We start from the raw sequence: 23,028 nt of genomic DNA on the forward strand, positions 1-23,028 counted from the left end.
GATGGTGGCCCGGATTTCGTATTCACCAGAATCAAACTGTGGGAACAAGCCCGCTCCCACCGGAAATATCTGGGAGCTGGCTTGTGACAGGAGGCTTCAACGGAACCGATCAACCTCTTGGCGCAGGTCCTGGGCCAGTTTCTCCAGTTCCTTGGCGGTGACCGCCAGGTTCGAAACGACCTGGCGCTGCTCACTGTTGGCCATGGCGATGCTTTGCAGGTTGCTGCTAAGTAGGGTCGCGGTGCTGCTTTGCTCCTGGGTGGCGGTGGTGATCGCCGCGAATTGCTGGCCAGCCGAACGGCTCTGCTCGTCGATTCGCGCCAGGGCCGCGGCCACATTGGCGTTGCGCGACAGGCCTTCCTGCATCAACAGGTTGCCCTGTTCCATCGTGCTGATGGCATTGCCAGTTTCCTGCTGGATACTGTTGATCATGCTGGAGATTTCATCAGTGGCCTGGCGGGTGCGGGATGCCAGGCTGCGGACTTCATCGGCCACCACGGCGAAACCACGACCCTGCTCGCCGGCGCGGGCAGCTTCGATGGCCGCGTTCAAAGCCAGCAGGTTGGTCTGCTCGGCAATCGAGGTGATGACCCCCACGATGCCACCGATTTCCTGGGAACGCTGGCCCAGGGTATTGATGACTGTGGCCGTGCTGTTCAGCGCGCCGGCGATTTGCTCCAGGGACGACGATGCCTCATCCATCGAGGTCCGGCCAATGCGGGTTTGCTGGGCGTTTTCCTGGGCCAGGCGCTCGGTGTTGCCCATGTTGTCGGCAATGTTCAGGGAGGTCGCACTGAACTCTTCCACCGCGCCGGCCATGCTGGTGATTTCGCCGGATTGCTGTTCCATGCCTTCGTACGCCCCGCTGGACAACCCGGACAGGGCCTGGGCGCGGCTGTTGACCTCCTGGGAGGCCTTACGGATGTGCTCGACCATGGTCGACAGGGCCTCGCTCATCTGGTTGAAGGCACGGGCCAACTGACCGATTTCGTCATGACTCGACACGCTCAGTCGCACACTCAGGTCGCCGGCGCCCAACGCTTCGGCCTGGCGTACCAGATCCCCCAGCGGCGCCAGTTTGCTACGCAACAACCACATTGCCGAAGCGACCGCCAACAGCATCGCCAGCAGGCTGCCAATGGCCAGTTGAATGCCGACGCTCCAGGTCACGGCGCGGATCTCGGTTTTCGGCATGCTCGCCACCACCGCCCACGGCCCGCCCTCGAACGGCACGGCAACGCTGTAGAAATCTTCGGCGGTATCGGCCCAGAACGCGCCCTTGCCCGGCTTTTTGATCAAGCCGGTGATGGCCGTGGTAGCGTTGTCCAGCGCCTGCACGCCGGCGGGGGGCACGAGCCATTTGTTTTGTTCGTCCAGCAGCGCCAGGGAGCCGGTCTGGCCGATGCGGAAGCGCTTGAGATTTTCGAACTGCGCGTTCTGCGCATCGGTGTAATCGAAGCCTACGTACAACACGGCAATGATCTTGCCGCTGCTGTCGCGCACAGGCGTGTACTGCGACATGTAGAAGCGCCCGAAAAGCAGGGCCCGACCAATGTAGCTCTGCCCGCTGATCACCGGACCGTAGGCGGGGCCGGCGCGGTCGAGCACGGTGCCGATGGCCCGTGTACCGTCCTGTTTGCTGACGGAGGTACTGACGCGGATGAAATCGTCGCCGCTGCGCACGAATACCGTGGCGACCCCGGCGGTCATCGCTTTGAAGTCGTCCACTTCCTTGAAGTTGTTGTTCAACACTTCGCTACCCAGGCTCAAGCCTGGGGTTTGTACGCCCGCCACCGTCACCGGCTGGTCCGGATGCACGCTCAGGCCCGCGCTGAAGCGCTTTTCGAACAGACCGGCCAAGCGCTGGGTGCTCTCGCGCAAGGTGCCATGGAACGTATTGAGCTGATCGGCCATGAGGCGCGCTTCGCTGGCCAAATGCTCTTCACGAGTGGCGAGGTTGGCGGTGTCCAGCGAACGCAGGGCGAAGACGGTACTGCCGGAGATCACGATCGCCAGTATCACGGCAAGGGCAAGGCCCAGCTGTGAGGCGATTCGGGCACGAGGTTGAGACATGACGGCTCCTGGCCGAGAGACTGGATCATCCTGATCGCGTCGCACGCTCGGCATTTTATTCAAGGATAAGGTGGTTTAGCCCTTTCTGAACGAGGGTTCCATGTTCACGGATTCGGCAGCGGTGCCGAATACTTGAGCGGTGTGGAAGGATTAATGCCAAGTGGCTAGCATGGACACTGCAACGTTTCAGCTCAGACGTTGTACATCGGGCAGTTGCATGGCCTTGACCTCGCCTTGGAGGAAGTCGCTGAGCCGGCGCAAACGTTCACCTCCCGGCCGGGTTTTCGGCCAGACCAGGTAATAGTGTTCGCCGCTGGCAACAGCCGTCGGCCATGGCAGGCTCAGGCGCCCTTGGGCGACGTCCTCGGCCACCATCAGCAGATCGCCCATGGAGACCCCATAGCCACGCGCCGCCGCAATCATGCCCAGCTCCAGGGTATCGAACACCTGCCCACCCTTGAGCGAGACCTTGTCGGACAGGCCCATGCGGTGCAGCCAGTTGCGCCAGTCCCGGCGATCCGGCGTCGGATGCAGCAGTTCAGCACTGGCCAGCCGCGCCACATCCCAGGGCTGATCGTTCAACAGGTTCGGCGCGCCCACCGGGATCAATTCCTCGGGGAACAGCAAACTGGTCTCCCAGTCCGCCGGAAAATGCCCGTTGCCCAGCAATACGGCGCAATCGAAGGGCTCGACGTTGAAGTCCACCGAATCGATGTCCATCCAGGCACTGGTCAGTTGCACCTCGTTGCCAGGCTGCAGATGCCGGAAGCGACTCAGGCGCGCCAACAACCAACGCATGGTCAGCGTGGATGGCGCTTTCATGCGCAGGATGCCGTCTTCGCCATGCAAGGTGTGGCAGGCCCGCTCCAGCGCCATGAAACCCTCGCGCACGCCCGGCAGCAGCAACCGCGCCGCCTCGGTCAACTGCAGGTTGCGGCCGCTGCGCTGGAACAGTCGGCAGGCAAAGTGATCTTCCAGCGTGCGAATGTGCCGGCTGACGGCACTCTGGGTGATCGACAGCTCTTCGGCGGCCCGGGTGAACGAGCTGTAGCGCGCCGCGGCTTCGAATGCCCGCAACGCATAAAGAGGAGGAAGACGACGAGACATCGCAAAAGCTCCATGGCGTGGTCTGCAAACCCTACCAGAAACCCATCCAGCATGAGTTTTAATCATGCCAGCGATCTTTTTTATCCTTTTGTGCAATACGCCAAGAGCGCCGAGAATCGTCGCTTTACTGCCTTGTTTGAACATGGAGCGTGATGATCATGCGGCATCCGGTGCGTACCGAACTCTGGGCCATCCTGCGGCTGGCGGGGCCGTTGATTGCCTCGCAGTTGGCGCACATGCTGATGGTGCTCACCGACACCGTGATGATGGCGCGCCTGAGCCCCGAAGCCCTCGCCGGAGGCGGGCTCGGGGCGGCCACCTATTCGTTCGTGTCGATCTTCTGCATCGGCGTGATCGCCGCGGTGGGCACCCTGGTCGCGATCCGCCAGGGTGCGGGCGATGTCGAAGGCGCCACCCGGCTGACCCAGGCCGGGCTTTGGCTGGCCTGGTTGATGGCGCTGATGGCCGGGTTGCTGCTGTGGAATCTCAAGCCCGTGCTGCTGATGTTCGGCCAGACCGAAACCAACGTGTTGTCCGCCGGACAGTTCCTGCTGGCGCTGCCGTTCGCCCTGCCCGGCTACCTGAGCTTCATGGCCCTGCGCGGCTTCACCAGCGCCATCGGCCGGGCCACGCCGGTCATGGTGATCAGCCTCGGCGGCACGGTGGCCAACTTCCTGCTCAACTACGCGCTCATCACCGGCATGTTCGGCCTGCCAAAACTCGGCTTGATGGGCATCGGCCTGGTCACGGCCATTGTCGCCAACTGCATGGCCCTGGCACTGGCCTGGCACATCCATCGGCACCCGGCCTACCGTGCCTACCCGCTGCTGGCTGGGCTGGCGCGGCCCAATCGCCAATACCTCAAGGAGCTGTGGCGCCTGGGCCTGCCGATTGGTGGCACCTATGCGGTGGAAGTCGGACTGTTCGCGTTCGCCGCGCTGTGCATGGGCACCATGGGCAGTACGCCGTTGGCGGCCCACCAGATCGCCTTGCAAATCGTCTCGGTGGCGTTCATGGTGCCGGCCGGAATGTCCTACGCCATCACCATGCGCATCGGCCAGCACTACGGTGCCGGGCAGCTGTGGATGGCGCGCCTGGCCGGTCGGGTCGGCATTGGCTTTGGCGCGGCCGCGATGCTGACGTTCGCCATGGTGTTCTGGTTGTTGCCCCATCAATTGATCGGCTTGTTCCTGGACCACGATGACCCGGCGTTCCGCGATGTGATCAACCTGGCCGTGAGCCTGTTGGCGGTGGCGGCCTGGTTCGAGCTGTTCGACGGCACGCAAACCATCGCCATGGGTTGCATTCGCGGGCTCAAGGACGCCAAGACCACCTTCCTGGTGGGCCTGGGGTGCTATTGGCTGATCGGCGCACCATCGGCATGGTGGATGGCGTTCCACCTGAACTGGGGACCGACCGGTGTCTGGTGGGGCCTGGCCCTGGGGTTGGCCTGCGCGGCCGTGAGCCTGACCCTGGCGTTTGAATGGAAGATGAAGCGGATGATTCGCAGTGAGGCTGGACTGCGGCGCTTCGAGAGCATCCAAGCCGAGTGAGATTCTCCATGTGGGAGCGGGCTTGCTCGCTCCCACATGGGTTTGTGTCAGCTCATTTCCAGCGTGGACTGCTGATCACCCTCGAACGTCAAGTACTCGACCAATTCCGGCAACGGCAACGGCTTGCTGATCAGGAAACCCTGCACCTGGTCGCAACCGAAACCGCGTAGCAGGTCCAGTTGTTCCTGGGTTTCCACACCTTCGGCCACCACCTCCAGGTTGAGGTTGTGGGCCAGGTTGATCATGGCGTGCACCAGTTTGCGGTTCTCCTCGCGCTGCTCCATGCCGCCGACGAAGCTCTTGTCGATCTTGAGCAAGGCGATCGGCAGGCTGTTGAGGTGCACGAACGAGGAGAATCCGGTGCCGAAGTCGTCCAGGGAGAAGCGCACACCCAGGCGGCCCAGGGCATCCATGGTCTGCTTGACCAGTTCGCTGCGGCGCATGACGGCGGTTTCGGTGAGTTCGAACTCCAGCCATTGCGCCTCGACACCTCGCTCGGCAATCAGTCGACTCAAGGTCGGCAGCAACTGGCTGTCCTGGAACTGCCGGAACGACAGGTTGACTGCCATGTGCAACGGCGCCAGCCCCCGTTCGCGCAGGGCCTGCATGTCCCGCAGGGCCCGGGAAATCACCCAGTAGCCCAACGGCACGATCAGGCCGCTCTGTTCGGCCAACGGCACGAACTCACTCGGTGGCAGCAAGCCGCGTTCGCCATGGCGCCAACGCACCAGTGCTTCGAGGCCGACGATGTGGCCGCCATCGAGGTCCAGCCGCGGCTGGTAATGCAACTCCAGTTCGTCGCGGCGCAGTGCCCGGCGCAGTTCGCTTTCCAGGTCGGCAAGGCTGCGGGCATTGCGATTGATGCGCTCGTTGAAGATATGAAAGGTGCAGCCCTGGGTGCTCTTGGCCTGCTGCATGGCGATGTGGGCATGCCACATCAGCGGATCGGCGCCGGCCTGGGCGCGAGCATGGGCGACGCCCAGGCTGCAACCGATCAGCAGGCTTTCGCCGTCCACCCAATAGGGTTCGGCCAAGGCTTCGGTAATACGCTCGGCCATCCACTCGGCCCGCTGCGGTGCGCGGCGGGTGTCGATCAGCAAGGCAAATTCATCACTACCCAGCCGCGCCAATTGATCGCCGGCTTCGAGCGAACCCTTGAGCCGCGACACCACTTGCAGGATCAAGCGGTCGCCGGCCTGGTGACCGAGGGCGTCGTTGGCGTGGCGAAAGTTGTCCAGGTCCAGGTGACCGAGCGCCAAGCCTCGGCCGTCGTTTTCCGCCAGGCGCGCCGCCAGCAATGTCTGGAAACCCTGGCGATTGGCGATGCCTGTCAATGGATCCTGCTCGGCGAGGCGCTGCAGAGTGTTTTCCAGCACGCCGCGCTCGCGCACATGGCGCAGGCAACGACGCAGGGTCGCGCTGTCGAGGACGTCACGTACCAACCAGTCGCTGGCGCCGTCGGGGGCAACCGCCGGCTCGTGTTCGAGCAACAGGATGGTCGGCAGGCTGCAACGGCCCGGCGCCGGTTGCAACGCCGCAACGGTCAACAACACCGCGTTGCGATTGTCTTCGAACAGGCTGCTGACGGACTCCCAGCTCGGGGCGCTGATCAACACGACCGAGGGCCCCATGGGCACCAGGCACTCGCGCAGTATCGCTGACCACTCTGGCTCTTGGGCCAATAACAGCAAACGCAAGGGTTCGACAGGCGTTGACAAGCTGACTCCCTAGACTCTGCAAGGTGGTAGGCGCCGGGCATTATGACCTGCCGATGGGCAATGACCAATGCCAACGGTTCTCAAACACGCGCTTTCGGTGGTTTTCCCGCTCCAAATGCTGCGCGGGACCCAATTGGTTCCACATCCTGCGTGAAAGTGGCGGAAGCGGCAAATGACAATCCTGCGTGCGTCACAAGTCGGACAGAGCAGCACAATTCTCAGAGCCTGTTAAAATGCCGGCCCATTTCGCAAACGACTCCCTGACTCTGTCATGTCCCGACTCAATCCCCGGCAGCAAGAAGCCGTGAACTATGTCGGCGGCCCTCTTTTGGTGCTCGCCGGTGCAGGCTCCGGCAAGACCAGCGTAATCACCCGCAAGATCGCGCACCTGATCCAGAACTGCGGCATCCGCGCCCAGTACATCGTCGCCATGACGTTCACCAACAAGGCCGCCCGAGAGATGAAAGAGCGGGTCGGCGGCCTGCTGCGCGCCGGTGAAGGTCGCGGCCTGACGGTCTGCACCTTCCACAACCTGGGCCTGAACATCATCCGCAAGGAACACGCGCGGCTGGGCTACAAGCCGGGCTTCTCGATTTTCGACGAGACCGACGTCAAGGCCTTGATGACCGACATCATGCAGAAGGAATACTCGGGCGACGACGGCGTGGACGAGATCAAGAACATGATCGGTTCCTGGAAAAACGACCTGATCCTGCCCGCCGAAGCCCTGGAGAACGCCCGCAACCCCAAGGAACAGACTGCCGCCATCGTCTACACCCACTACCAGCGCACCCTCAAGGCGTTCAATGCGGTGGACTTCGACGACCTGATCCTGCTGCCGGTCAAGCTGTTCCAGGACCACGCCGACATTCTCGAAAAATGGCAGAACAAGGTCCGCTACCTGCTGGTGGACGAATACCAGGACACCAACGCCAGCCAGTATCTGCTGGTGAAGCTGCTGATCGGCAAACGCAACCAGTTCACCGTGGTGGGCGATGACGACCAGTCGATCTACGCCTGGCGCGGCGCGCGGCCGGAAAACCTGATGCTGCTCAAGGACGACTACCCGTCGCTCAAAGTGGTGATGCTGGAGCAGAACTATCGCTCCACCAGCCGCATCCTGCGCTGCGCCAACGTGCTGATTTCCAACAACCCCCACGAGTTCGAAAAGCAGCTGTGGAGCGAGATGGGCCACGGCGACGAGATCCGCGTGATCCGTTGTCGCAACGAAGACGCCGAAGCCGAGCGCGTGGCCATGGAAATCCTCAGCCTGCACCTGCGCACCGACCGGCCGTACAGCGACTTTGCGATCCTGTACCGCGGCAACTACCAGGCCAAGCTGATCGAGCTGAAATTGCAGCATCACCAGATCCCCTATCGCCTGTCGGGGGGCAACAGCTTCTTCGGACGCCAGGAGGTAAAGGACCTGATGGCCTACTTCCGCCTGATCGTGAACCCGGACGACGACAACGCCTTCCTGCGGGTGATCAACGTCCCACGTCGGGAAATCGGTTCGACCACCCTGGAAAAACTCGGCAACTACGCCACCGAGCGCAAGATCTCGATGTACGCCGCCACCGATGAAATCGGCCTCGGCGAACATCTGGACAGCCGCTTTACCGATCGCCTGGCGCGCTTCAAGCGCTTCATGGACAAGGTCCGCGAACAGTGCGCCGGGGAAGATCCGATCTCGGCGCTGCGCAGCATGGTCATGGACATCGACTACGAGAACTGGCTGCGCACCAACAGCTCCAGCGACAAGGCCGCCGACTACCGCATGGGCAACGTCTGGTTCCTGATCGAGGCGTTGAAGAACACCCTGGAAAAGGACGAAGACGGCGACATGACGGTGGAGGACGCCATCGGCAAACTCGTGCTACGGGACATGCTCGAGCGTCAGCAGGAAGAGGAAGACGGCGCCGAAGGCGTGCAAATGATGACGCTGCACGCATCCAAGGGCCTGGAGTTTCCCTACGTGTTCATCATGGGCATGGAAGAGGAAATCCTGCCGCACCGTTCCAGCATCGAGGCCGACACCATCGAGGAAGAACGGCGCCTGGCCTACGTCGGCATTACCCGGGCACGCCAGACGCTGGCCTTTACCTTCGCCGCCAAGCGCAAGCAGTACGGCGAAGTGATCGACTGCGCCCCCAGCCGCTTTCTCGATGAGCTGCCGCCGGACGACCTGGCCTGGGAAGGCAACGACGACACGCCGACGGAAGTCAAAGTCGTTCGCGGCAACAGTGCCCTGGCGGATATACGCGCGATGCTAAAGCGCTAGAATCGACTACTTTTTTTCAACGACTTCAGGCGCTGAAGGCGTCATCAGAGGAGGCTTCATGGAAGCCCTGCACCAGAAAATTCGTGAACAAGGCATCGTGCTTTCCGATCAGGTCCTGAAAGTCGACGCTTTCCTGAACCACCAGATCGACCCGCAATTGATGAAGCTGATCGGCGACGAATTCGCCGCGCTGTTCAAGGATTCGGGCATCACCAAGATCGTCACCATCGAAGCCTCGGGCATTGCTCCTGCGATCATGACCGGGCTGAACCTTGGCGTACCGGTGATCTTCGCCCGCAAGCAACAATCCCTGACCCTGACGGAAAACCTGCTGTCGGCCACCGTGTATTCGTTTACCAAGAAAACCGAAAGCACCGTCGCCATCAGCCCACGTCACCTGACCAGCAGCGATCGGGTGCTGATCATCGATGACTTCCTGGCCAACGGCAAAGCCTCCCAGGCGCTGATTTCCATCATCAAGCAGGCCGGCGCCACGGTTGCAGGCCTGGGGATCGTGATCGAGAAGTCGTTCCAGGGTGGCCGAGCGGAACTGGATGCCCAGGGTTACCGCGTTGAATCCCTGGCCCGAGTGAAGTCGCTGACGGGTGGGGTCGTGACCTTCATCGATTGACTGGCCACAGCCAATCTTCCTGTGGGAGCGGGCTTGCTCGCGAATGCGATGTGTCAGTCAGAGATCTATCGGCTGACACATCGCATTCGCGAGCAAGCCCGCTCCCACAATCGATCTATGTCGATCATTAAATAGTCGTGGCCTTGAGCCCCGCCAGCAGCAACCGCTGGAACAACTCTTCCTTCAGCCCTTCAGGGCTGGTCAGCTGCATCCGCTCCAGATGCCCGGCAAATTCCCAGGGCTCTGGCGCATCCAGCGCGGCTTTGCCCAGTTCCAGGATCTCGGTGAGCTTGAACTTGCTTTTGAGCCAGTTCAGCGCCCGCAACAGATCCCGCTCGACCCCATCGAAATCACACCCCAGCGGGTATTCGGGAAACAGATTCGGATGCCGAGCCTGGATCGCCTGCAACCGCTCCGACGTGTTGTCGGCGAACCGTGGATCGAGGCGGAAATCCTTCGGCAACTTGCCGGCCTTTTGCGCCTGCTCGATCAGCCCGGGCTGGAAGCGTGAGTCGCTGATGTTCAGCAACGCCTCGATCACCGCGGCGTCGGTCTTGCCGCGCAGGTCGGCGATGCCGTATTCGGTCACCACAATGTCGCGCAGATGCCGGGGAATCGTGCAATGGCCGTACTCCCAGACGATGTTCGAGCTGATCTCGCCCCCGGCCTCGCGCCAACTGCGCAGCAGCAGGATCGAGCGCCCGCCCTCCAGCGCATGGCCCTGGGCAACGAAGTTGTATTGCCCGCCCACGCCGCTGAGCACCCGCCCGTCTTCCAACTGATCGGCCACCCCGGCCCCCATCAGGGTCATGGTGAAGACCGTGTTGATGAAACGGGCATCCAGGCGCTGCAGGCGCTTGAGCGGCTCCTGGCCGTACAGCTCGTTGATGTAACTGATGCGCGTCATGTTGAATTCGAAAAGACGGCTCTGCGGCAACTCGCGCAGGCGCTCGTAAAAACTGCGCGGGCCGAGGAAAAATCCGCCGTGTATGCAGATGCCGTCGGGTTGTGCCGCCTCGTCGAGCGTCCCGGCGTTGGCCCGTTCCTGGGTCGGCTCGTCGGGGTAGACCTTGCGCCGGATGATCCCGGCCTCGGCCAGCACCAGCAAACCGTTGACGAACATTTCACTGCAACCGTACAGCCCTTTGGCAAACGGCTCGACCCCGCCCTCGCGCTCGATCAGTTGCGCCCACTGGCTAAGGTTCAGGTCTGCCAGCAACGCCTGGTAACCGGCGTTATCGGCCTGACGTGCCAGCAACGCCGCGGTCAATGCATCGCCCATGGCGCCGATGCCGATCTGTAGCGTCCCGCCGTCGCGCACCAGGGTACTGGCATGTATACCAATCAGATGATCCTGGAAACCCACCGGCATGTTCGGCGTTGAAAACAGCGTGTGACTGTCCTTCTCGTCGATCAACAGGTCGAAAGCGTCGATGCCGACTTCCGCATCCCCCGGCATGTAGGGCAAATCGTTGTGCACCTGGCCGACCATGAGAATGGTCTCCCCCGCCGCCCGACGCTTGGCGATCATCGGCAGCAGGTCGAGAGTGATGTCCGGGTTGCAGCTCAGGCTCAGACGGTCCGGGTGTTCCGGGGCGCTCGCCACCAGTTGCGCCACCAGGTTCAAGCCGGCGGCGTTGATGTCCCGGGCCGCATGGCTGTAGTTGCTGCTGACGTAACTCTGTTGAGCGGATGCACTGTGCAGCAGGCTGCCGGGCTGCATGAAGAACTGCTGGACGCGGATGTTGGCCGGCAGACTGTCTTGGTGCAGGTCGACCAGGTAATCCAGCTCGGGATAGTCGCCGAAGACCCGTTCGACAAAGGGTTCGAGGAAGCGCTTCTGCAAACCATCGCCCAGGTTGGGCCGGCCCAGGCTCAGGGCAGTGTAGATCGTCAGCTGTCGCTCGGGCAGCTGTGCGATGCGCCGGTACAACGCGTTGGCGAACAGATTGGGCTTGCCCAGCCCCAGGGGCATGCCGAGGTGAATATGCGCGGGCAGGCGCTCGAGCACGTCATCCACCGCCTGTTCGATTGAACACAACTGCACCATCGGACCCTCCTGGACATTCCATGAATGTGGGTTGGACCGAGCTTGCCGGGTCTTGGTTGCGATGAACAGCCCTGAAAAAACCCAGGCGCAAAAAAGCCGCTCGTAAGCGGCTTTTTTGTGAAGGATGCCGGCGTATTAAAGACCAGACATCTCTTTGATGGCACCCTTGAGGTCGTCATCCGAGCAATCGGCGCAGGTGCCTTTTGGTGGCATGGCGTTGACGCCGGTGATGGCCTTGGCCAGGATGCCGTCGAGACCGCCCTGGTGATCGGCGCGTTCTTTCCAGGCCGCCTTGTCACCGATTTTCGGAGCGCCCAGCAGGCCGGTGCCGTGGCAAGCGTTGCAATGCTTTGCAATTACGTCTTTCGGCGCCTTGGCACCGCCGGCGCCGCCAGCCGAGGCCACGACTTCCATACCCTTGCATTCCTTGCCCTGGACGCAGACCTGGCCGACGGGTTCAAGGCGCTTGGCGATTTCATCGTTCGGCGCCGCTTGAGCAGTCGCAGCCCATAGGGCCAATACGGTTGCTGGTGCAGCCAGCATTTTCATAATTAGGTTCACGCGTACACCCTCAATGGTGGCTAGTCACGCCTGCGGCCACGGTTTGCAGGCGGGCGCAAGTATAGCGGTAAGCCTGTCACTCTGAAACAACCCCAAAGTCGCAAGGGTCTTGTTTGTCATGACAGCCCAACAGGTGGGCGCCTTTGCCACGTGGGCCTGGCGCCTCTTGGTCTAGAAATTGGCCGGCGTGGCTGCGCTGATCAGTCGCGCCGGCACGTCGAACGGATTACGGAAACGGTGGGGCTTGGTGCTTTCGAAATAATAGCTGTCGCCAGCCTCGAGCACGAAGGTTTCGAGGCCGACCACCAATTCCAGCCGCCCTTCCACCAGGATCCCGGTCTCCTCGCCCTCATGGGTAAGCATCTCCTCACCAGTATCGGCACCCGGCGGATAGATCTCGTTGAGGAAGGCAATCGCCCGGCTCGGGTGCGCCCGGCCCACCAGCTTCATGGTCACGGCACCATCGGAGATGTCGATCAGTTCGTTGGCTTTGTAGACGATCTGGGTCGGTTTCTCCTGAAGGATCTCTTCGGAGAAAAACTCGACCATGGACATGGGAATCCCGCCAAGGACCTTACGCAGCGAGCTGATCGAGAGGCTGACGCTGTTCTTCTCGATCATCGAAATAGTGCTGTTGGTGACGCCCGCGCGCTTGGCGAGTTCACGCTGGGAAAGGCCTTTGAGTTTACGAATGGATTGCAGTCGTTCACCGACGTCCAATGCTGGAGCCTCCAGGGAATCAGGTTGTGAGGAAAGTGAGCGTTATCATGGCGACAGCGTTCAGTATTTACAACACTTTGACCCGAATCCTGTGCGGTGAAGCGACTTTCGGTAGGTGGCGCTTCGTCTCAGGCCCCGGAATAGAGCCGTGGCACCCGGCGCAGGTTGCAGAAAATCTGGTAAGGAATCGTGTCTGCAGCCTTGGCGACGTCGCTGGCGAGGATGTTCTTGCCCCACAACTCCACGGTCGAGCCAAGTCCGGCCTGGCGGACATGTGTCAAGTCGACACACAACATGTCCATCGACACCCGCCCGACCAGTTGGCTACGCTGCCCATCCACCAGCACCGGGGTGCCGTTAGGCGCCTGGCGCGGGTAGCCGTCGGCATAGCCCATGGCGACCACCCCGACCCGAGTCGGTTGCGTGGTCACGAAGCGAGCACCGTAGCCCACCGGCTCACCGGCGGGCAATTCACGCACACAGATGATCTTCGATTCCAGGGTCATCACCGGCTGCAGGCGCGAGGCGATAGTGTTGGGTTCGTCGAAGGGGGTCGCGCCGTAGAGCATGATGCCCGGCCGCACCCAGTCGCTCGGCATCTGCGGCCAGCCCAGCACCGCTGGGGAGTTGCGCAGGCTGACCTCTGCCGCCAGCCCCTGACGGGCCGCCTCGAACACGGCCAGTTGCTCGGTGCTGCTGGGATCGTGCAGTTCATCGGCGCGGGCGAAGTGGCTCATCAGGACAATCTTCGCCACTTTGCCGCTGGCGAGCAGGCGACGGTAGGCCGCCTGGTAATCCGTCGGATGCAGGCCGACCCGGTGCATGCCAGAATCGAGCTTGAGCCAGACCGTGATCGGCTGGCTCAGCGGGGCTTTTTCAATCGCTTCGAGCTGCCATAACGAATGCACCACGCACCAGAAATCATGCTCGACGATCAAGGGCAACTCATCGGCTTCGAAAAACCCTTCCAGCAGCAGAATCGGCCCACGGATCCCACCGGCCCGTAGCTCCAGGGCTTCTTCGATGCAGGCCACGGCGAACCCGTCCGCCGTCTCCTGCAGCGCCTCGGCGCAACGCACCGCACCGTGCCCGTAGGCGTCGGCCTTGATCACCGCAAGGGCCTTGGCCCCCGTGACTTCGCGGGCCAATTGGTAGTTGTGACGCAGGGCTTGGAGATCGATCAGGGCACGGGCAGGACGCATGGCGGCAGGCTTCTAGGCGGTCATGAATAAAAAACCGGCGCGGGCTGGCAGGGTAGACCACCCAGCGCCGGGAGAGGGATCGTTTGGGCCGGTATTAAGGCAGCGCAGCCACGACGGACAGCTCCACCAGGATCTGCAGTTCACACAGTTTGGCCTCCACCGTGGCCCGGGCCGGGGCGACACCTTTGGGCAACCACTTATCCCAGACGGCGTTCATGCCTGCGAAGTGGGCCTCGATGTCCTTCAGGTAGATCGTCACCGATAACAGCCGCGTCTTGTCAGTCCCCGACAACTCCAGCAAACGCTCGATATTGGCCAGGCATTCGCGGGTCTGCTGTTCAATACCGGCGTTCATGTCGTCGCCGACCTGCCCGGCCAGGTAAACGGTGCCGTTGTGCACGACAACCTGGCTCATGCGGTCATTGGTGAGCTGGCGCTGGATTGACATGTTTTGCAGACTCCTGGGGTTTGCTGCCATAACGGGAAATATCGAGGCCTTCGGCGCTGATTTGCGGCTTTTTCTTCGCCATCAGGTCTGCCAACAGGCGACCGGAACCACAGGCCATGGTCCATCCGAGGGTACCGTGGCCGGTGTTCAGGAACAGATTCTTGAAGGGCGTGGCACCGACGATGGGCGTGCCGTCCGGGGTGGTCGGACGCAAGCCGGTCCAGAAACTCGCCTGGGCCAGATCGCCGCCCTGAGGATAAAGGTCGTTGACGATCATCTCCAGGGTTTCACGCCGACGCGGGTTCAGGGACAGGTCAAAACCGGCGATCTCCGCCATGCCGCCCACCCGGATGCGATTGTCGAAACGGGTGATCGCGACCTTGTAGGTTTCGTCGAGAATGGTCGAGGTCGGGGCCATCGCCGGGTTGGTGATCGGCACGGTCAGGGAGTAACCCTTGAGCGGATACACCGGCGCACGGATCCCGAGAGGCTTGAGCAATTGCGGCGAATAGCTGCCCAGGGCGAGCACGTAGCGGTCGGCGGTTTCGAGCTTGCCGTCGATCCAGACACCGTTGATGCGGTCGCCAGCGAAGTCCAGGCGCTGAATTTCCTGGCCAAAGCGGAATTGCACACCCAACTTCACCGCCATCTCCGCCAGGCGCGTGGTAAACATCTGACAGTCGCCGGTCTGGTCGTTAGGCAGGCGCAAGGCACCGGCCAGGATGTCGGTGACATTGGCCAGTGCCGGCTCGACCCGGGCGATGCCTTCGCGGTCGAGCACTTCGAACGGGACACCGGACTCTTTCAACACGGCGATGTCTTTTGCCGCGCCATCGAGCTGCGCCTGGGTGCGGAACAACTGTGTAGTCCCCAGGCTACGGCCTTCGTAGGCAATGCCGGTTTCGGCGCGTAGCTCGTCGAGGCAGTCACGGCTGTACTCGGACAGGCGCACCATGCGTTCCTTGTTGATGGCATAGCGGCTGGCGGTACAGTTGCGCAGCATCTGTGCCATCCACAGGTATTGATCAATGTCGGCAGTGGCCTTGATCGCCAGTGGCGCATGCCGTTGCAGCAGCCACTTGATGGCCTTGAGCGGCACGCCCGGCGCGGCCCAGGGAGAGGCATAACCCGGCGACACTTGGCCGGCGTTGGCGAAACTGGTTTCCATGGCAGGTGCTGGCTGACGGTCGACCACCACCACTTCAAACCCGGCACGAGCCAGATAATAAGCACTGACGGTACCGATGACGCCGCTACCCAAGACCAGAACGCGCATGTTGATGCCCTCATCGCGGATGAACCGCTGACGTTTGTTGTATATAGCTTTGATGGGCGCAGTGTAAAAAAGATCAGCCAGTGCTTTTCACTATATAAACACCTATATTTGGCGAGAATTCTCGGCAAAACCCCTTTTCATGGAGGCGCATCACCTGTGCGTACCAATACCCAGACCAAACGCGAGCTGGACAAGATCGACCGCAATATCCTGCGCATTCTCCAGGCGGACGGGCGGATCTCCTTCACCGAGCTGGGGGAAAAGGTCGGCCTGTCCACCACGCCCTGTACCGAGCGGGTCCGGCGTCTGGAGCGCGAGGGCATCATCATGGGCTACAACGCCCGGCTCAACCCGCAGCACTTGAAGGGCAGCCTGCTGGTGTTTGTCGAGATCAGCCTCGACTACAAATCCGGCGACACCTTCGAAGAGTTCCGACGCGCCGTGCTGAAACTGCCTCACGTGCTGGAATGTCATCTGGTGTCAGGGGATTTCGACTATCTGGTGAAAGCACGGATTTCCGAGATGGCTTCGTACCGCAAGCTGCTGGGGGACATCCTGCTCAAGCTGCCCCACGTGCGCGAATCCAAGAGCTACATCGTGATGGAAGAAGTAAAGGAGAGCTTGAACCTGCCGATTCCGGATTGAGCCTGGCTCCGGACCGCTTTCGCGAGCAAGCCCGCTCCCACACAAGTGGGTGGTGAATACCTTCTTGCGAACGAATATAGATCCATTGTGGGAGCGAGCTTGCTCGCGAAGGCCCCCTCGGTCTCCCTGGCAGCTAGACCAAGACCTGCCGGGTGCTGGCCATGTACTCGTGAATCTGTTTCTCGACCCGCGGATGAATCAGCTCTACCGGTCGCCGGCCATTGGGACACGGCAAGGTCGCCGTGGTGCCGAACAGCCGGCAGATCAGCGGCCGCTCGTCGTAGACGGTGCAACCGTCGGGCCCCAGGTGCACGCAGTTCAAGGCGTCCATGGCCGCGTCCTGTTCGGCGCGGGTCTTGCGGGGCAAACGGGCCATTTCCTCGGGCGAGGTGGTGACCGGACCGCAGCAGTCGTGGCAGCCCGGTACGCACTCGAACGAGGGAATCTGCTGGCGTAGCGTGCGGATTTTTTGACTGTTGCAGCTCATCTAGGCGGTTACCGAGAGGGATAAACCAGGATTCTGCCTTAAAGACCGCATGCTAGACAGCGCCAACCGACCGATGTTGCCCAGGAAGGAATCCCCGGCTTATGCTCCGTAAAATTTCTCAAACACAACAATCAGGATTACGCACATGAACGCCCGTGTTCAGCAACCTGTCCCGAACCACGCGCACGCCGCCTCCTACTACGCCGCCAGCAGCCTGCCGCAACCGGACCATCCGCTGCTGCAGGGTGAGTTGCGGGCGGATGTCTGCGTTGTCGGCGGCGGGTTCTCCGGGTTGAACACGGCGATCGAACTGGCCGAACGCGGCATGAGCGTGGTGCTGCTGGAAGCGCACCGGATCGGCTGGGGGGCCAGCGGGCGCAACGGCGGCCAATTGATCCGTGGCGTCGGTCATGGCCTCGACCAGTTCGCGCCGATCATCGGCACCGATGGTGTGCGCCAGATGAAACTCATGGGGCTTGAGGCTGTGGAAATCGTCCGACAGCGCGTCGAGCGTTTTCAAATACCCTGCGACCTTACCTGGGGCTACTGCGACCTTGCTAACAAACCCAGCGACCTGGAAGGCTTCGCCGAAGACGCCGAAGAATTGCGTAGCCTGGGTTATCGTCACCCGACCCGACTGTTGCAAGCCGACGAAATGCACAGCGTCGTGGGTTCGGATCGCTACGTCGGCGGCTTGATCGACATGGGCTCGGGCCATTTGCATCCGTTGAACCTGGCCCTGGGCGAAGCCGCCGCGGCGCAGCAATTGGGGGTCCGGCTGTTCGAACAATCGGCGGTCACGCGCATCGACTATGGCCCTGAAGTGAACGTGCACACCCAACAGGGCTCGGTCCGTGCCAAGACGCTGGTGCTGGGCTGCAATGCCTACCTCAATGGACTCAATCCGCAACTCGGCGGCAAAGTCCTCCCGGCCGGCAGCTACATCATCGCCACCGAACCCTTGAGCCGGGCCCAGGCACAGGCGCTGTTGCCGCAGAACATGGCCGTCTGCGATCAACGGGTAGCATTGGATTACTACCGGCTTTCGGCGGATCGCCGCTTGCTGTTCGGCGGGGCTTGTCACTATTCCGGCCGCGACCCGCAGGACATTGGCGCCTACATGCGTCCGAAAATGCTCAAGGTGTTCCCGCAACTGGCGGATGTGAAAATCGATTATCAATGGGGCGGGATGATTGGCATTGGTGCCAACCGTTTGCCGCAGATCGGCCGGCTCAAGGATCAACCCAATGTGTATTACGCCCAGGCCTATTCCGGCCATGGCGTGAATGCCACGCACCTGGCCGGCAAACTGTTGGCCGAAGCCATCAGCGGCCAGCAAAGCGGGGGGTTCGATCTGTTCGCCCAGGTCCCGCACATGACCTTCCCGGGAGGCAAGCATTTGCGCTCGCCACTGTTGGCGCTGGGGATGTTGTGGCATCGGTTGAAAGAATTGGTTTAGTCCTGGATCCGGGGCGAGGGAGCTTGCTCCCTTCGCCACCGGTTTCCTATTGCTTCAAAGCCGCCAGAACGGTTTTAGCCCCTCCTCCCGCGCCTGCTCCCGACTCAGCCCGACGTCACGCAACTGTTCGGGTGTAAGTTCCAACAAGGCCTTGCGTGTATGCAGACGATGCCAGAGCAGGGCCCAGCGGCTCAGGCCGGACGGCGGATTGCGCAACGTCGCGCTACGCAGCCCTTTCTCCTGCCCTGCAGCCAGGTCCTGACTGTGTAACGTCAGCCGCACATCGCTCAAGCCGTTCATTTTGATCGCTCCTGTTTACTTGGGTAGCCAGAGGTTTCATGATGCGCGGACGGCCAAAAGCAATACAGATTCAACCTGTTTCTTTTATAAGCATACAGATTCGGTATTTCCGCCACTGAATTGTCATTTTCCCACCCAACTGTATCGGTCGCAGTTGTCCACCTCATCGGGAGCGCACCATGACCCTCTACGTGAACCTCGCAGAACTGCTCGGCACCCGCATCGAACAGGGCTTCTACCGCCCCGGCGACCGGCTGCCATCTGTGCGGGCATTGAGCACGGAACATGGGGTCAGCTTGAGTACGGTGCAGCAGGCCTATCGCGTGCTGGAGGACAGTGGGCTGGCGATGCCTAGACCCAAGTCCGGTTACTTCGTACCCGTAGGTCGCGAATTGCCGGACCTGCCGGTCGTAGGCCGTCCGGCCCAGCGCCCCGTGGATATTTCCCAGTGGGACCAGGTGCTGGAGCTGATACGCGCCGTACCGCGGCCGGATGTGGTGCAACTGGGACGCGGTATGCCGGACATCAACTCGCCGACCATGAAACCGCTTTTGCGCAGCCTGGCGCAGATCAGCCGCCGGCAAGACATGCCCGGCCTGTATTACGACAACATCTACGGCAACCTCGCGCTGCGTGAGCAAATCGCCCGACTGTCGTTGGACTCCGGTTGCCAACTGGGCCCCAACGACCTGATCGTCACAACCGGCTGTCATGAAGCCCTGTCCGTCAGCATCCGAGCCACCTGCGAACAAGGCGATATCGTCGCAGTGGATTCACCCAGCTTTCACGGGGCCATGCAAACCCTCAAGGGCCTGGGCATGAAGGCCTTGGAAATCCCCACCGACCCGCTCACCGGCATCAGCCTGGATGCACTGGAGCTGGCCCTGGAGCAATGGCCCATCAAGGCCATACAGTTGACCCCCAGCTGCAACAACCCGCTGGGCTACATCATGCCCGACGCCAATAAACGTGCGCTGCTGAACCTGGCACAGCGCTTCGACGTGGCAATCATCGAAGATGATGTGTATGGGGAATTGGCCTACACATACCCCCGCCCACGCACCATCAAGTCCTTCGATGAAGACGGCCGCGTCCTGCTCTGCAGTTCGTTTTCCAAGACCCTGGCGCCTGGCCTGCGCATCGGCTGGGTCGCGCCAGGCCGGTATCTGGAGCGGGTGCTGCACATGAAATACATCAGCACCGGTTCTACCGCGCCACAGCCGCAGATCGCCATAGCCGAATTTCTCAAGGGCGGGCATTTCGAACCCCATTTGCGGCGGATGCGTACGCAATACCAGCGCAATCGCGACGTGATGATCGACTGGGTCAGCCGCTATTTTCCAACGGGCACCCGTGCCAGTCGCCCACGGGGCAGTTTCATGCTGTGGATCGAATTGCCCGACGGCTTCGACACGCTGAAGCTCAATCGGGCTCTGCTGGACCAAGGCGTGCAGGTCGCCGTCGGCAGTATTTTTTCGGCATCGGGCAAGTACCGCAACTGCCTGCGGATGAACTACGCTGCCAAACCAACAGCCCAGATCGAAGAGGCCGTGCGCAAGGTCGGAGCCGCCGCTATCGCGCTGTTGAACGAAACCCAGCGCGACGTCGTCTGAACTTTATCCAGGGAAGCAGCACCCAACAGCCGATCAACGTGAACAAGCGGAACGATCCTACGTGAGATCCAGACCGATCCTGCCTGCGCTACTGCTCGTCGCCTCGCTGCTGAGCGGCTGCGCCGGTCTTGATATCACCCGCGAGCCCTCCCAGGCCCTGCCGGCCACCGAATCCTCGTTCGGCCGCTCGGTCCAGGCCCAGGCCGCCGCCCATGAAGGACGCTCGGGCTTTCGGCTGCTGTCGGACAGCACCGAGGCCTTTACCGCCCGGGCCGAGCTGATTCGCCATGCCCAAGGCAGCCTGGATTTGCAGTACTACATCGTCCATGACGGCATCAGCACGCGGATGCTGGTGGATGAACTGCTCAAGGCCGCCGACCGGGGCGTGCGCGTGCGGATCCTGCTGGACGACACCACCAGCGATGGCCAGGATCAGATCATCGCCACCCTCGCCGCCCATCCGCAAATCCAGATCCGGCTGTTCAATCCGCTGCACCTGGGACGCGCCACCGGCGTGACTCGCAGCCTCGGACGCCTGTTCAACCTGTCGTTGCAACACCGCCGGATGCACAACAAGCTGTGGTTGGCGGACAACAGCATGGCCATCGTCGGCGGTCGCAACCTGGGCGATGAGTACTTCGACGCCGAACCCAACCTGAACTTCACCGACATCGACCTGCTCAGTGTCGGTCCGGTGGCCGAACAATTGGGCCACAGCTTCGACCAGTACTGGAACAGCGCCCTGAGCAAACCCATCGAACAGTTCCTGTCCCATCGCCCCACGCCCAAGGACCTGGCCAACAGCCGCCTGCGCCTGCAAGAGTCCCTGGAGCAGACCCACAAGGAAAACCACGCGCTCTACCAGCAGTTGACCGCCTACAAGACCCAACCGCGCCTGGACACCTGGCGAGATCAGTTGATCTGGGCCTGGAACCAGGCGCTGTGGGACGCGCCCAGCAAGGTGCTGGCCAAGGACGAACCGGACCCTCAGCTATTGCTGACTACCCAACTGGCTCCCGAGCTGACGGGCGTCAGCAAAGAACTGATCATGATTTCCGCCTACTTCGTCCCCGGCCAGCCAGGCTTGGTGTACCTGACCAGTCGCGCCGACGCCGGCGTGTCGGTGAGCCTGCTGACCAACTCCCTGGAAGCCACCGACGTGCCCGCCGTGCACGGCGGCTATGCACCGTACCGCAAGGCCCTGCTGCAACATGGCGTGCGCCTGTTCGAACTGCGACGACAGCCGGGCGATACCGGCGGCAGCCCGCACCTGTTCTACAGCAAATCCTACGGCGAATCGGATTCCAGCCTGCACAGCAAGGCGATCATCTTCGACCGGCAGAAATCCTTCATCGGCTCGTTCAATTTCGACCCGCGCTCAGTGCTGTGGAACACCGAAGTCGGCGTGCTGGTGGACAGCCCGGAACTCGCCGGCCAAGTGCGTGAACTGGCCTTGCAAGGTATGGCGCCGGCCTTGAGTTATCAGGCCAGGCTGGAAGATGGAACGCTTGTATGGACCACCGAAGACAACGGCCAGACCCACGACCTGGACCGCGAACCGGGCAGTTGGTGGCGCCGGTTCAATGCCTGGTTCGCCACGACCATCGGACTGGAACAGATGCTTTAGAGGCAGCCCGCTTTTGTGACAAGAGATTTGGGTGTCCTCAGGCCGTTTGGGTTGCCCCGAACGCCCCTTGGCGCAACAGCAGGATCACCAGCCCGAACGCCCCGGCCGCCATGAACAACGGCAGCGCATGTCCGCTGACCCACTGGCTGCCCGCCCCCGCCACCAGTGGGCCAATCAGGCAACCGAGCCCCCACAGCTGCGCGACATGGGCGTTGGCCCGCACCAGCGCATCGTCGCGGTAACGCTCGCCGATCAGGATCAGCGACAACGTGAACAAACCGCCCGCGCTGGCGCCGAACAGCACCCACAACGGCCAGATCAACAGGGTATCGATCAACAGCGGAACCGCCAGGCTCGATAACATCAACGCCACCGCGCACCCCGTCAACAGGGCCCGGCGGGACACACGATCGGCCAGGGCGCCGATGGGCAACTGCAGCAAGGCATCACCAACCACCACGGTACTGACCATCGCCAGTGCAATGTCGGCCGTGAAACCCTGGCGCAGGCAATACACCGGCAACAACGTAAGGATCATCGCCTCGAACGCAGCGAACAACGAGACCGCCCAGGCAATCGCCGGCAAGCCACGGCAAAATGTCCATAAATCGCCGAACGTGACGCTGCCGGCCTCGCTGCTCGGCGCACCGCTACGGCCCAGCAACAGCAAGGGTGCGACCAACAGTAGGCCAACGCCCACCCAGAACCCGTAGTCATGATCGGTTCCCAGCGCGCCCAGCAACAACGGGCCGGACAACTGGCTCAGGGCGTAGCTGCTGCCGTACAGCGCCACCAACCGTCCACGCCATTTTTCAATGACCAGTTGGTTGATCCAGCTTTCACCCAGAATGAACACCAAGGTCAGGACCACGCCAATCATCAGGCGCAGCAGCAACCAGACCGGATAGCTGGGCAGCAGCGCCAGCAACCCGATGGACACCGCACCGCCCCACAGGCACAGGCGCATCAACGCCGCCGTGCCGAACCGCGCCGCCAGCCGGCTCGACACCTTGGCCCCAAGCAACACCCCCACGGCCGGCATGGCCGCCATCACACCAATGGCGAACGAACCATACCCCCAGCCCTCCAGGCGCAGAGACACCAACGGCATGCTCACGCCCAAGGCCAGGCCGACGCTCAGGACAGACGCCAGCACGGCGAAATAGGTTGCCCAACGCATTTCCACACTCCTGTGGAGGGTTATCAATCCCAACCATCACCCAAAACACTGTGGGAGCGGGCTCGCTCGCGATGGCGGTGTAACATTCAACAACGTC

19 protein-coding genes and 1 pseudogene are annotated in these 23,028 nt (G+C 62.0%); 7 read left to right on the forward strand and 13 right to left on the reverse strand.

Going from position 1 to position 23,028, the window contains the following annotated elements:
* Positions 1-96: 96 nt before the first annotated feature.
* From BT125_RS29980 to BT125_RS08445, 3 genes and pseudogenes are all read right to left on the reverse strand, one after another.
* Positions 97-957 carry a methyl-accepting chemotaxis protein gene (locus BT125_RS29980; RefSeq protein ID WP_371857796.1) on the reverse strand — a complete coding sequence of 287 codons (861 nt, stop codon included), beginning with the start codon at positions 955-957 and terminating at the stop codon, positions 97-99.
* A 42-nt stretch (positions 958-999) separates the two neighbouring features.
* A pseudogene (locus BT125_RS29985) lies at positions 1,000-2,127 on the reverse strand (Cache 3/Cache 2 fusion domain-containing protein); the annotation flags it as partial.
* Positions 2,128-2,259: 132 nt separating this feature from the next.
* Positions 2,260-3,180: a LysR substrate-binding domain-containing protein gene (locus BT125_RS08445; RefSeq protein ID WP_072406045.1), complete on the reverse strand. Its 921-nt coding sequence runs from the start codon at positions 3,178-3,180 to the stop codon at positions 2,260-2,262.
* 158 nt (positions 3,181-3,338) lie between these two features.
* Here BT125_RS08445 and BT125_RS08450 point away from each other — a divergent pair, with 158 nt between their 5' ends.
* Positions 3,339-4,733, forward strand: coding sequence for a NorM family multidrug efflux MATE transporter (locus BT125_RS08450; RefSeq protein WP_072406124.1), 1,395 nt, complete (start codon positions 3,339-3,341; stop codon positions 4,731-4,733).
* Positions 4,734-4,780: 47 nt separating this feature from the next.
* Here BT125_RS08450 and BT125_RS08455 read toward each other — a convergent pair whose 3' ends face one another.
* Positions 4,781-6,451 (reverse strand): putative bifunctional diguanylate cyclase/phosphodiesterase, encoded by a 1,671-nt coding sequence (locus BT125_RS08455; protein WP_072406047.1) that lies wholly within the window; start codon positions 6,449-6,451, stop codon positions 4,781-4,783.
* Between the two features lie 271 nt (positions 6,452-6,722).
* Here BT125_RS08455 and rep point away from each other — a divergent pair, with 271 nt between their 5' ends.
* A complete protein-coding gene (rep, locus tag BT125_RS08460; RefSeq protein WP_025216114.1) occupies positions 6,723-8,732 on the forward strand; it encodes a DNA helicase Rep in 2,010 nt (669 codons plus the stop codon).
* Between the two features lie 58 nt (positions 8,733-8,790).
* Positions 8,791-9,363, forward strand: coding sequence for a xanthine phosphoribosyltransferase (locus tag BT125_RS08465; protein WP_003177291.1), 573 nt, complete (start codon positions 8,791-8,793; stop codon positions 9,361-9,363).
* 127 nt (positions 9,364-9,490) lie between these two features.
* On the opposite strand, the gene BT125_RS08470 is transcribed toward BT125_RS08465, so the two are convergent.
* From BT125_RS08470 to dadA, 6 genes are all read right to left on the reverse strand, one after another.
* Positions 9,491-11,413, reverse strand: a complete 1,923-nt coding sequence (locus BT125_RS08470) for an acetyl-CoA hydrolase/transferase C-terminal domain-containing protein (protein ID WP_072406049.1) — start codon at positions 11,411-11,413, stop codon at positions 9,491-9,493.
* Positions 11,414-11,548: 135 nt separating this feature from the next.
* Positions 11,549-11,962: a c-type cytochrome gene (locus BT125_RS08475; protein ID WP_072406052.1), complete on the reverse strand. Its 414-nt coding sequence runs from the start codon at positions 11,960-11,962 to the stop codon at positions 11,549-11,551.
* Between the two features lie 183 nt (positions 11,963-12,145).
* The gene (locus BT125_RS08480; RefSeq protein ID WP_072406054.1) at positions 12,146-12,694 is read right to left on the reverse strand and encodes a cupin domain-containing protein; all 549 of its coding nucleotides are present in this window, start codon (positions 12,692-12,694) and stop codon (positions 12,146-12,148) included.
* 128 nt (positions 12,695-12,822) lie between these two features.
* Complete coding sequence (gene alr / locus BT125_RS08485; protein WP_072406056.1) at positions 12,823-13,896, reverse strand: alanine racemase; 1,074 nt, start codon at positions 13,894-13,896, stop codon at positions 12,823-12,825.
* Between the two features lie 94 nt (positions 13,897-13,990).
* Positions 13,991-14,344, reverse strand: coding sequence for a RidA family protein (locus tag BT125_RS08490; RefSeq protein WP_072406058.1), 354 nt, complete (start codon positions 14,342-14,344; stop codon positions 13,991-13,993).
* A complete protein-coding gene (dadA, locus tag BT125_RS08495; protein ID WP_072406060.1) occupies positions 14,316-15,620 on the reverse strand; it encodes a D-amino acid dehydrogenase in 1,305 nt (434 codons plus the stop codon). Before dadA ends, BT125_RS08490 begins: the two co-directional genes overlap by 29 nt.
* A gap of 156 nt (positions 15,621-15,776) precedes the next feature.
* Here dadA and BT125_RS08500 point away from each other — a divergent pair, with 156 nt between their 5' ends.
* Positions 15,777-16,265: an Lrp/AsnC ligand binding domain-containing protein gene (locus tag BT125_RS08500; RefSeq protein ID WP_003206849.1), complete on the forward strand. Its 489-nt coding sequence runs from the start codon at positions 15,777-15,779 to the stop codon at positions 16,263-16,265.
* Positions 16,266-16,398: 133 nt separating this feature from the next.
* On the opposite strand, the gene BT125_RS08505 is transcribed toward BT125_RS08500, so the two are convergent.
* Complete coding sequence (locus BT125_RS08505) at positions 16,399-16,752, reverse strand: YkgJ family cysteine cluster protein (protein ID WP_072406062.1); 354 nt, start codon at positions 16,750-16,752, stop codon at positions 16,399-16,401.
* Positions 16,753-16,897: 145 nt separating this feature from the next.
* Between BT125_RS08505 and BT125_RS08510 the strand changes: the two genes are divergently transcribed.
* Positions 16,898-18,211: an NAD(P)/FAD-dependent oxidoreductase gene (locus BT125_RS08510; protein WP_072406064.1), complete on the forward strand. Its 1,314-nt coding sequence runs from the start codon at positions 16,898-16,900 to the stop codon at positions 18,209-18,211.
* A gap of 54 nt (positions 18,212-18,265) precedes the next feature.
* Here the strand turns inward: BT125_RS08510 and BT125_RS08515 are convergent, their stop codons facing one another.
* Complete coding sequence (locus tag BT125_RS08515; RefSeq protein WP_072406066.1) at positions 18,266-18,511, reverse strand: YjiS-like domain-containing protein; 246 nt, start codon at positions 18,509-18,511, stop codon at positions 18,266-18,268.
* A gap of 179 nt (positions 18,512-18,690) precedes the next feature.
* Between BT125_RS08515 and BT125_RS08520 the strand changes: the two genes are divergently transcribed.
* Both BT125_RS08520 and BT125_RS08525 read left to right on the forward strand, forming a co-directional pair.
* Positions 18,691-20,124, forward strand: coding sequence for an aminotransferase-like domain-containing protein (locus BT125_RS08520; RefSeq protein WP_072406068.1), 1,434 nt, complete (start codon positions 18,691-18,693; stop codon positions 20,122-20,124).
* Between the two features lie 61 nt (positions 20,125-20,185).
* On the forward strand, positions 20,186-21,751 hold the full coding sequence (locus BT125_RS08525) for a phospholipase D family protein (protein ID WP_072406070.1): 1,566 nt from the start codon (positions 20,186-20,188) through the stop codon (positions 21,749-21,751).
* 37 nt (positions 21,752-21,788) lie between these two features.
* Here the strand turns inward: BT125_RS08525 and BT125_RS08530 are convergent, their stop codons facing one another.
* Positions 21,789-22,931, reverse strand: coding sequence for an MFS transporter (locus tag BT125_RS08530; protein WP_072406072.1), 1,143 nt, complete (start codon positions 22,929-22,931; stop codon positions 21,789-21,791).
* Positions 22,932-23,028: the final 97 nt, after the last annotated feature.

It is taken from the genome of Pseudomonas sp. NFACC04-2 (genome assembly GCF_900119265.1).
Lineage (GTDB): Bacteria > Pseudomonadota > Gammaproteobacteria > Pseudomonadales > Pseudomonadaceae > Aquipseudomonas > Aquipseudomonas fluorescens_AA.

Excerpts from the sequence above, each read along its gene's own strand:
- BT125_RS29980 (WP_371857796.1), bottom strand. The coding sequence starts at position 957 with ATGAGCGAGGCCCTGTCGACCATGGTCGAGCACATCCGTAAGGCCTCC.
- BT125_RS08445 (WP_072406045.1), bottom strand. The coding sequence starts at position 3,180 with ATGTCTCGTCGTCTTCCTCCTCTTTATGCGTTGCGGGCATTCGAAGCC.
- BT125_RS08450 (WP_072406124.1), top strand. The coding sequence starts at position 3,339 with ATGCGGCATCCGGTGCGTACCGAACTCTGGGCCATCCTGCGGCTGGCG.
- rep (WP_025216114.1), top strand. The coding sequence starts at position 6,723 with ATGTCCCGACTCAATCCCCGGCAGCAAGAAGCCGTGAACTATGTCGGC.
- BT125_RS08465 (WP_003177291.1), top strand. The coding sequence starts at position 8,791 with ATGGAAGCCCTGCACCAGAAAATTCGTGAACAAGGCATCGTGCTTTCC.
- BT125_RS08470 (WP_072406049.1), bottom strand. The coding sequence starts at position 11,413 with ATGGTGCAGTTGTGTTCAATCGAACAGGCGGTGGATGACGTGCTCGAG.
- BT125_RS08475 (WP_072406052.1), bottom strand. The coding sequence starts at position 11,962 with ATGAAAATGCTGGCTGCACCAGCAACCGTATTGGCCCTATGGGCTGCG.
- alr (WP_072406056.1), bottom strand. The coding sequence starts at position 13,896 with ATGCGTCCTGCCCGTGCCCTGATCGATCTCCAAGCCCTGCGTCACAAC.
- BT125_RS08490 (WP_072406058.1), bottom strand. The coding sequence starts at position 14,344 with ATGTCAATCCAGCGCCAGCTCACCAATGACCGCATGAGCCAGGTTGTC.
- dadA (WP_072406060.1), bottom strand. The coding sequence starts at position 15,620 with ATGCGCGTTCTGGTCTTGGGTAGCGGCGTCATCGGTACCGTCAGTGCT.
- BT125_RS08505 (WP_072406062.1), bottom strand. The coding sequence starts at position 16,752 with ATGAGCTGCAACAGTCAAAAAATCCGCACGCTACGCCAGCAGATTCCC.
- BT125_RS08510 (WP_072406064.1), top strand. The coding sequence starts at position 16,898 with ATGAACGCCCGTGTTCAGCAACCTGTCCCGAACCACGCGCACGCCGCC.
- BT125_RS08515 (WP_072406066.1), bottom strand. The coding sequence starts at position 18,511 with ATGAACGGCTTGAGCGATGTGCGGCTGACGTTACACAGTCAGGACCTG.
- BT125_RS08520 (WP_072406068.1), top strand. The coding sequence starts at position 18,691 with ATGACCCTCTACGTGAACCTCGCAGAACTGCTCGGCACCCGCATCGAA.
- BT125_RS08530 (WP_072406072.1), bottom strand. The coding sequence starts at position 22,931 with ATGCGTTGGGCAACCTATTTCGCCGTGCTGGCGTCTGTCCTGAGCGTC.